The sequence below is a fragment of the Betaproteobacteria bacterium genome (assembly GCA_009377585.1).
Classification (GTDB): Bacteria; Pseudomonadota; Gammaproteobacteria; order Burkholderiales; family WYBJ01; genus WYBJ01.
The window spans coordinates 94869-102458 of record WHTS01000009.1 but is presented as its reverse complement, the minus strand read 5'-3'; the positions used below and the strand labels follow the sequence as shown (position 1 = coordinate 102458).

Genomic DNA, 7590 nt, shown 5'->3' with positions numbered 1-7590 from the left:
CTAGCGCATGGACACAGGCGTGGACACATCGATCGTCCCTCGGCGGGCTACACCATGGCCGGCGCCCTGTGGGCGATGGTTCCTCCGAGCGGTTGGTGGCCGCTGGCTTCGGGAATACGTATGATGAGCTTGCCCGAGTCCTTCCACGCTGCGGAGAGCCTATGAAGAAGTTCGCGGTAACGCCCGAGGAGTATGTCGAGATCCTGAACCTCTATTCGGCCTACAACCTATCCAGCGACGCCGGCGAGGCGGAGTGGTACGCAAGCCTCTTTACCGAAGACGGCGAGCATCATGGTACTTACGACGTGAAGGGACGTGCGGCGCTGGTGGCCTACAAAAAAAAGGACAAGGCCAGCCGGATGCACGTCTATCGCCGTCACTGGAACGGCAGCATCCATCTCGAGAAGATCGACGCGCAGACGATCCGCGGCCGGTGTTATCTCTTCGGCTACAACGGCGAACCCGGGAAGCTTCCGCACACCACGCACGCTGGGGTCTACACCGATACGATCAAGCTCGTCGACGGGGAGTGGAAGTTCGCGGAACGGCGGCTCGTTTTCGATGGCGTTGCGAAATGAATGACCGCAGCGATACCCCCGCGTCCGCCGCGACGCCGGCGCGGTCCGGGGCGGGCGCCAACCCAGCGGCTGCCGACTACGCTACGGTCGCCGAGCTGATTGCGCTCTATCGCCGGCGCGCCGTGTCACCAGTGGAGATCGTCAAGGATCTGCTGGCCCGCATCGAAAAGCACGAACCGAGTCTGCACTGCTTCGTCACGCAGACCCCGGAGCTCGCACTGGCACGTGCTCGCGAAGCCGAGGCAGTCCTCATGCGCGGGCCCGCCGATCCGCTGTGCGGGATTCCCTATGGGTTGAAGGACGTGATCGAAACGGCCGGTGTGCGCACGACCGGCCAGTCGAAGGTTCTCGAGCACAACATCCCGCAATGCGACGCGGAAGTCGCCGCGCGAATGAAGCAGCCGGGCGGGGTCCTTCTCGGCAAGCTGACCACCTATGAGTTTGCCCACGGCGGTCCTTCCTGGGATCTGCCTTGGCCGCCGGCGATGAACCCATGGAAGGCGGGCTATCTTCCGGGCAGCACCAGCAGCGGCGCCGGTGCGGCGCTCGCAGCGGGCCTGCTGCCTGCGGCCATCGGCACCGACACCGGTGGGTCCATACGCATGCCGGCGGCCGTGTGCGGCATCGTGGGCGTCAAGCCCACCTACGGCCTGGTGAGCCGGCGCGGCGTGCTGCCGAACACGTTCACCTTCGACACCTGCGGGCCGATGGCGCGAACGGTCGAAGACGCCGCCATCGTGTTGAACGCCATCGCCGGCTACGACGACGAAGACGTGAGCAGCGTCGAGCGAGCGCCGGCCGACTTCACGCGCGATCTCTCCCTCGGCGTCAAGGGCCTGCGCATCGGCTGGGTCCGGCACTGGTACGACGGCGGCGAGCGCTGTCATCCCGATATCGCCCCGGCCGTCGCGGTGGCGTTGGATGTGCTCGCTCAGGCGGGCGCCATCGTCGAGGAGATCCGGCTGTCCGACCTCCTGGTCTACCAGGACTGCAAGACGACCATCTCCATCACCGAGATGTTCAGTGCATACGAGCACGAGTTTCGCACCCGTCCCCAGGATTTCGGGCTCATGTTCAGGAACAAGGTTCTTTCGGGCGCCCTCATCCGGGCGGAGGACTATTTCCAGGCGCTGCGGCAGCGGCTGTGGCTCGCGCGCGAGCTGGCGCGCGCGTTCAAGGAATACGATGTGCTGGCCACCGCAGGCTGGATGACGCCGGCCGAACCTGCGCATCCCGACAAGCTGGACAAATTCCTGCGCCCGCCGAACATCACGACACCGTTCAACATCGGCGGCCAGCCTGCGATGAACATCCCGTGTGGGTTCAGTAGAGAAGGTCTGCCGCTCAGCCTGCAGCTCGCCGCCGCACACTTCGAGGAGGCCCTCATGTTCCGCGTGGGACAAGCCTATCAGCAGCTGACCAACTGGCACACTCGGCGCCCGATCGAAGGAATGACCCAATGACGCGCTCGTTCATCCGACCCGACCCGGCGGCCCAGACGCTGAAGGATCTGCCACCTTCTTCGCGCGAAGAAATCGAGCGCATGGCAAGAGCGGCGGGTCTCGATTTTCCGCCCGCAATCATGGACGAGTTGTGCGCCTCCTATCCCGCATTCGAGGCGATGGTGCGCCGCCTGCCGCGAGCACGCAGTCGCTTCGACGAGCCTGCGCACCACGTCCTCGGGCCCGATCGGATCGGGGCACTGGAGCGTTGAATCAGCACTGCGCCGGCGCGCTGGTTTCCCGCGTCGAACCTAGGGCGGCTTTCGCCTCTGTCACCGTCTCAATCCGAAGCCGGATAGTGCTTTCGCAACTCTTCGGCGCTTTCCAGCACCGTATAAACATCCAGAAGCTCGGTCTCTTCACCCAGGATCTCGAACATGTGAATCTTGTTGCCCGGAATATGAACTATGGAGCCCGCCATGGCGACCCGCTCGGTTCCGTCCATGTGCACCCGCACACCGCCCCGCAAGATCATAGACACCTGCTCGGACGCGTGGAAATGCGGCTTGCCTCTCGAATTCGCGCGTACGACCGCGCGCGTAAGCACAACCTTGTCGCCCACCCAGGTTTGGCGCGTCGTTCCGGTGTGCGTGGAAACATTGGGATCGTCCACCGCCTCGTTCGGCACGTCCCTCCAGTCGATCGTCATGGGCGCCTTGCCCAGGTGGCTTGCAATCCAGTCGCAATAATCCATCGCCATACCTCCACTTCCGGTCGTGGACCGGACGTTTGAATTGTTACTTCTCGAATGCTTTGCTATCGTGCGTGTGTGCGAGCGCTGGAGCGCTTGCGGGTCCAGCCGATTCGTGTCGCGCAGGAGCCGTTACGTCGCCTGTTCCTCGTCCACTTGCATCGACTGAGAGTACCACCATGAAGCCAATCCTTACCGTCATCGCCGTGATCGGCCTCGGCTCGGCTCTCCATGCCTGGGGTCAGGGCAACTATCCCGCTCGGCCGTTGCGCCTGGTGCTTTCGGTACCTCCAGGTGGGGCTGCCGATTTCACCGGCCGGGTGATAGGCGCCAAGCTCTCCGAATTTCTCGGCCAGAACGTCGTCATCGAAAGCCGACCGGGCGCCGGCGGCATCGTCGCCTCCGAATACGTCACCAAGCAGACACCCGACGGTCACACGCTCATGCTCACGTCGAGCACGACGCATGGCGTTGCGCCGGTGCTGTACAAGAAGCTCCCGTACAACGCGATGAAGAGCTTCACCCACATCTCCGGAGTCTTGTATATGCCGGCCATGATGGTGGTGAATGCGGAGGTGCCGGCGAAGACCGTGAAGGAATTCATCGCCCTCGCCAAGGCGAAGCCCGGTGCGTACCTCTTCGTTTCTTCGGGCAACGGCAGTGCGCCCCAGCTCTGGGGGGAACAGTTCAAGCTCCTGACCGGCGTCGACATCAGACACCTGCCCTACAAGGGCAGCGGGCCGGCGGTGGTCGGGCTCGCCGGCGGCGAGGGGCATCTGATGTTCGACGGCCTGCCCTCGATCATCGGCCAGTTGAAGGCCGGGCGGCTGCGCCCGCTGGCGGCGCTGTACGAAAAACGCTTCGCCGTTTTTCCCGATGTGCCGACGATCGCGGAGGCGGGCGTTCCGGGCATGGAGGGCGGCATCTGGTACGGCCTGTCGGGCCCGGCCGGCATGCCACCGGCGATCGTGGAGCGGCTCGCGAAGGAAATGGTGCGCGTGCTCCGACAGCCCGACGTGAAGGAGCGCTTCTCGACGGTGGGCGGCATCCCGATGGAGATCGGCCCGAAAGAATATGCGGACTTCATCCGCAAGGAAAACGAGAAGTGGGGCGAAATCGTTCGCCGGTCAGGTGCGGCACCGAACTAGGCGGATGCACCCGCTTCGCGCGCCGGTTCGCGGCTTGTGTAATGTCCTGAGCTGCGGAGGTCGCTGTTACGCCGGGAACGGGTTGTACTCCCGCAGCCAGCGCGTGTAGTCCTCGTAGGCTTGATCCGGCCCGAAGCGGGGCTTGAAGCCGATGTCCTGGTCGATGCGGGCGATATCCATGACGCCCCGATCCTGCAATTCGGCAATCGCGAGATTGGCGTGTTCGCCCTGCGCGGCGACACGATAGCCGAACGCGCTGTACGTCGCCCGGAGCTGCTCGCACCACGGTGCAAGGCCGCCCCATTCGCGGTCCGAGCTCAGGTTGTAGAGCGTATGCGAGGGCGCTTTCGCATCCAGCAGCGCCACGATGCCGGCGGCGACGTCGCGACAGTATACCCAGTCCCTTCGATATTCCCGCTTGGGGAGGATTGCGCTCCCGCCCTGCGCGGCCCGGCGAGCGAGCTGAAAATGCGTGGAGAGCGTATCGCGCACGCCGGTATCGCGCTCCCACGGTCCGATCACGCTCCCCAGACGCGTGCAGACGAGGTCCAGGCCGTGCAGCGCGCGCAGCCGCAATGCCGTGCGCTCGCCGGCGAACTTGGTGATCTGGTACATCGTTTCCGGGCGATCGGGCGTCACGTCCTCGTACAGACGAGGGCACTCGAATAGCGATCTGCCATAGGCGGAGCCGGAGCTCACGTGGACGATGCGGCCTACGCCGTTTCGATGCGCGGCCTGCAGCACGCGCGCGGTTCCGGCAACGTTGACCTCGACGATGGTGGCCGGGTCGCGCTTCTCGCGCGCCACACCGGCGGTTACCGCCGCAGCGTGCACCAGACGATCGGCGCGCCGCTGGCCGCTGAACAGGGCATCTACGCAAGTTGCGTCCCGCACATCGCCTTCGACGACGGTCAATTGCTTACCGAAGCGCGCGAACGCCGCCTGCGCGTTCCCAGGCATGCCACCCTGGCCAACAGCGACGACCTCGTCGCCTCGAGCGAGCAACGCCTCTACGATGTTGATGCCGACGAATCCCGTAGCGCCGGTGACGAGTGTGATCACGTCGATAAGCCCATGCTTTGCCAAGCCTTGGCGTGGTGCATATAGTGATCTCCCCTGCAGCCTGGGTAAAGAGTGCGAATTGCCTCATCAAGAAATCTGAGCGAAACCGATTCGTTGCCTCACGCAAAAATCTGAGCGAAATCCGCCCCTCCAGCAAGAGCTGGGAGGGGGTGGGCGATGGGGCTGACGATGACAGAGCGCAAGGCCGTGGTGCGCCAGATGGCGAGCCGTTATCGGGCACGACCGATCCTGCTCCGGCGCCTCGAGCGGCTTCCGCTCGTCGGTGAGCTCGTATGAGATTCGCGTCTGCTGCATGACGTGTCTTGTAATCAAGGTCCCATGTTGCGCAGTTGGCGACAGCGCACCACTGCTGCGTCTCCAATTCTACGATGCCGCCACGCCGGTTAAAGCATGCCGCCGAAAACGTCGGCCAACCCGGGCCGTGCCTGGCTATTCCGCTGCAGCGCGTTGGAGCAGATCTGCGTCGCCGGAGACGATCGAATTTGCGTCTGACGACTCTGAAGCGAGCTCCGCGCGCCGGGTTTACCTGGCGTTCTACTCCGGCAGAGCAGACACGTTTCTCCGGAGCTAACTCCCGCTTGCAAGGATATGCGGCGGGGTATGCGCGGATGCGGCGTGATCGCCGTCCCAGCGCTCCACTTCGACCAGCATCGAGAGCGCGCTCGGTCCCTGACTGAGCTTCGAGGTACCCTGATCCAGCGAGAGCACGTTCGGATTCCCATGGCGTTCGAGCGCGCGGTCGTTCGCATCGGCAGGATCGTACCAGGCTCCGGTGGACATGATGGCAACGCCGGTGCGCAAACCCGCATCGACTTCGACCGTCGCCAGGCAAGCGCCGCGCGCATTGAACACGCGCACGACCATGCCGCCGGTAAGCGAGCGCATGCTCGCGTCTGCGGTGCTCAAGCGGATGCGCTCGTGACCGGCGCGCTTGGCCGCGCGCGCGACAGGGCCGTAATCGGCCTGGCTGTGCAGCTTGTCGGGCGGTTGCGTGGTGACGAGATGCAAGGGGTAGACGCGCGCCTGCGAGGCGCCGAGCCATTCGCTCGGCGGCAGCCAGGTCGGGTGCGGCGGACAGTCGTCATAGTTGAAGTCGGCGATCCGCGCCGAATAGATCTCGATCCTGCCGCTCGGGGTTTTAAGCGGATGCGCCAGCGGATCGTTGCGAAAGTCGTCAAACAGCACGAAGGCGCATTGCGGCCGCGGCAGCTCGAAGTAGCCGCGCTCCCAGAAGACCTCGAACGGCGGCATCTCGACGCCGGCGCTCAGATTCTTCTCGCGCGTGCTGTCGTAGAGCCTGCGGATCCAGCCGGTTTCGTCCAGCCCGTCGGTATAGCGAGCCTCGAAGCCACCGCGCGCGGCAAGCTCGCCGAAGATATCGCGGTCATTGCGTGCTAGAGCGATCGGATCGATCGCGCGATGCATCGCGAACAGGAATCGATCGCGCGCCGAGCCGCCCAGGTCGTTGCGCTCGAGCGTCGTCGTCGCCGGCAGAACGACGTCCGCATGGCGCGCCGTCGGCGTCCAGTGCGTTTCGTGGACGATCACCGTATCCGGGCGCTGCCAGGCCTGTCGCAGCCGATTCAGATCCTGATGATGATGAAATGGATTGCCGCCGGCCCAATAGAACAGACGAATATCGGGATAGCGCAGCCGTTCGCCGTTGAAGTCGTACTCGCCGCCCGGACGCTCGAGCATATCGGTCAGGCGCGCCGACGGGACCGCGGTGCTCGCAGGGTTCTTACCGGTGGGCAGCTCGGGCGTGGCTGCGCCCGCCGGCCGGGGACTGCCGACGCCGCCTTGCGAGCCGTGCCCGAACCCGAAGCCGCCGCCCGGCAGACCGATCTGACCGAGCATCGCGGCGAGCGTGATCAGCATCCAATACGGCTGCTCACCGTGGTGCGCACGCTGAATCGACCAGGTCATCGTCAATAGATTGCGCGTCGCTGCGAGCTTGCGAGCGAGCGCGCGGATTTCCGCCGCATCGACGCCGCAAATCGGCGCCGCCCATTGCGGACTCTTCGGTTGGCCGTCGTCGCGCCCCGTGAGATAGCGCTCGAACTGCTCGTATCCAGTGCAATACCGGGCGAGGAAAGCGCGGTCTTCGAGTCCCTCGCTCACCAGCTCGTGCGCCATGCCGAGCAGAAACGCCGTATCGGTTCCAGGCCGGATCGAGATCCAGTGCGCGTGCAGGAAATCGGGAGCATCGCCGCGGTTCGGGCTCACGACGACGAATTCGATGCCGGCATCCCTGGCGCGGCGCAGCCACGTCTCCATGGCATGCTCTCCGGGACCGCCGGACGACACCTGCCCGTTCTTGAGCGCGAGCCCGCCGAACGCGACGATGAGCCGCGTATGAGCGCAGACGTTCGTCCAGTCGGTCACCTGGCCCGACACCGGGCCTGCGGTGCCGATGACGTGGGGCAGCAGGAACATCGCGGTGCCGAAGCTGTAATTGCCTTTCTTGTCGACGCAGCCGCCGCCGCTGAACAGGAAGCGCTTGAGCTGCGAGCCGGCGTGATGCATTCGACCGGCGGACGCCCAGCCTTGCGAGCCGCCGAAAATGCCTTCGGCCCCATGCTGCGCGC

7 protein-coding genes are annotated in these 7590 nt (G+C 65.0%); 4 read left to right on the top strand and 3 right to left on the bottom strand.

Features of this window, described 5'->3' with window-relative positions:
- The first annotated feature begins 161 nt into the window (after nucleotides 1-161).
- Genes GEV05_05455 through GEV05_05445 form a run of 3 tightly spaced genes read left to right on the top strand, consistent with a single transcriptional unit; the run spans nucleotide 162 to nucleotide 2292 of the window.
- Entirely contained in the window at nucleotides 162-578 is a 417-nt protein-coding gene (locus tag GEV05_05455; protein ID MPZ42847.1) for a hypothetical protein, read from the top strand.
- Nucleotides 575-2041, top strand: coding sequence for an amidase (locus GEV05_05450; protein ID MPZ42846.1), 1467 nt, complete (start codon nucleotides 575-577; stop codon nucleotides 2039-2041). The genes GEV05_05455 and GEV05_05450 overlap by 4 nt, the downstream gene beginning before the upstream one ends.
- Nucleotides 2038-2292 (top strand): hypothetical protein, encoded by a 255-nt coding sequence (locus GEV05_05445; GenBank protein MPZ42845.1) that lies wholly within the window; start codon nucleotides 2038-2040, stop codon nucleotides 2290-2292. The genes GEV05_05450 and GEV05_05445 overlap by 4 nt, the downstream gene beginning before the upstream one ends.
- 68 nt (nucleotides 2293-2360) lie before the next feature.
- Here GEV05_05445 and GEV05_05440 read toward each other — a convergent pair whose 3' ends face one another.
- Entirely contained in the window at nucleotides 2361-2780 is a 420-nt protein-coding gene (locus GEV05_05440) for a cupin domain-containing protein (GenBank protein MPZ42844.1), read from the bottom strand.
- A 170-nt stretch (nucleotides 2781-2950) separates the two neighbouring features.
- Here GEV05_05440 and GEV05_05435 point away from each other — a divergent pair, with 170 nt between their 5' ends.
- On the top strand, nucleotides 2951-3919 hold the full coding sequence (locus tag GEV05_05435) for a tripartite tricarboxylate transporter substrate binding protein (GenBank protein ID MPZ42843.1): 969 nt from the start codon (nucleotides 2951-2953) through the stop codon (nucleotides 3917-3919).
- 66 nt (nucleotides 3920-3985) lie between these two features.
- Here the strand turns inward: GEV05_05435 and GEV05_05430 are convergent, their stop codons facing one another.
- Together GEV05_05430 and GEV05_05425 are read right to left on the bottom strand one after the other, a co-directional pair.
- Complete coding sequence (locus GEV05_05430) at nucleotides 3986-5041, bottom strand: SDR family NAD(P)-dependent oxidoreductase (protein ID MPZ42842.1); 1056 nt, start codon at nucleotides 5039-5041, stop codon at nucleotides 3986-3988.
- Between the two features lie 528 nt (nucleotides 5042-5569).
- The coding region (locus GEV05_05425) for a molybdopterin-dependent oxidoreductase (protein MPZ42841.1) at nucleotides 5570-7590 on the bottom strand (2021 nt) is incomplete at its 5' end.

Excerpts from the sequence above, each read along its gene's own strand:
- GEV05_05445 (MPZ42845.1), top strand. The coding sequence starts at position 2,038 with ATGACGCGCTCGTTCATCCGACCCGACCCGGCGGCCCAGACGCTGAAG.
- GEV05_05435 (MPZ42843.1), top strand. The coding sequence starts at position 2,951 with ATGAAGCCAATCCTTACCGTCATCGCCGTGATCGGCCTCGGCTCGGCT.
- GEV05_05450 (MPZ42846.1), top strand. The coding sequence starts at position 575 with ATGAATGACCGCAGCGATACCCCCGCGTCCGCCGCGACGCCGGCGCGG.
- GEV05_05440 (MPZ42844.1), bottom strand. The coding sequence starts at position 2,780 with ATGGCGATGGATTATTGCGACTGGATTGCAAGCCACCTGGGCAAGGCG.
- GEV05_05455 (MPZ42847.1), top strand. The coding sequence starts at position 162 with ATGAAGAAGTTCGCGGTAACGCCCGAGGAGTATGTCGAGATCCTGAAC.